The sequence below is a fragment of the Thermus aquaticus genome, assembly GCF_001280255.1.
Classification (GTDB): domain Bacteria; phylum Deinococcota; class Deinococci; order Deinococcales; family Thermaceae; genus Thermus; species Thermus aquaticus.
In genome coordinates, this window is sequence record NZ_LHCI01000012.1 from 1 (window position 1) to 393 (window position 393).

General features: G+C 69.2%; 1 pseudogene. It reads right to left on the reverse strand.

Annotation, left to right across the window (positions count from 1 at the left end):
* Positions 1-393: pseudogene (locus BVI061214_RS13045) on the reverse strand (hypothetical protein); the annotation flags it as partial.

The following is a 393-nucleotide window of genomic DNA, read 5'->3' on the forward strand; positions in this document are numbered from 1 at the left end:
TGCCCGTGGGGGTCTCCACCAGGGCCACGCACCGCCTGCCCTCCTCCGTGTCCTTGAAGGTCCGGCACCCCTGGAGGACCTGCTGGCGCTCGTCCTCGGGGACGCCGGGGTAGTAGGGGTCGGCGGGGTCGTAGTACTTCCGGGGGATGAGGCGGTCCATGAGGAGGGAGTCGTGCCGCCACCCCTTGACCATGAGGAAGGTCTTGATCTCCACCTTGGGGCCGATGTCGGAGACCCGGGCGTTGCGCTCCCCAAAGCAGAAGGTGATGAGCCCCCCGCACAGCCTCCCCGTGGCCACCAGGTCCGTGAGGGCCGAGGGCACGTCCGTCAGGTACTTGACCTCCCCGGCGGGGTCGGCCCGCTGGCAGATGCCCAGCCAGTTGCAGTCGTAGA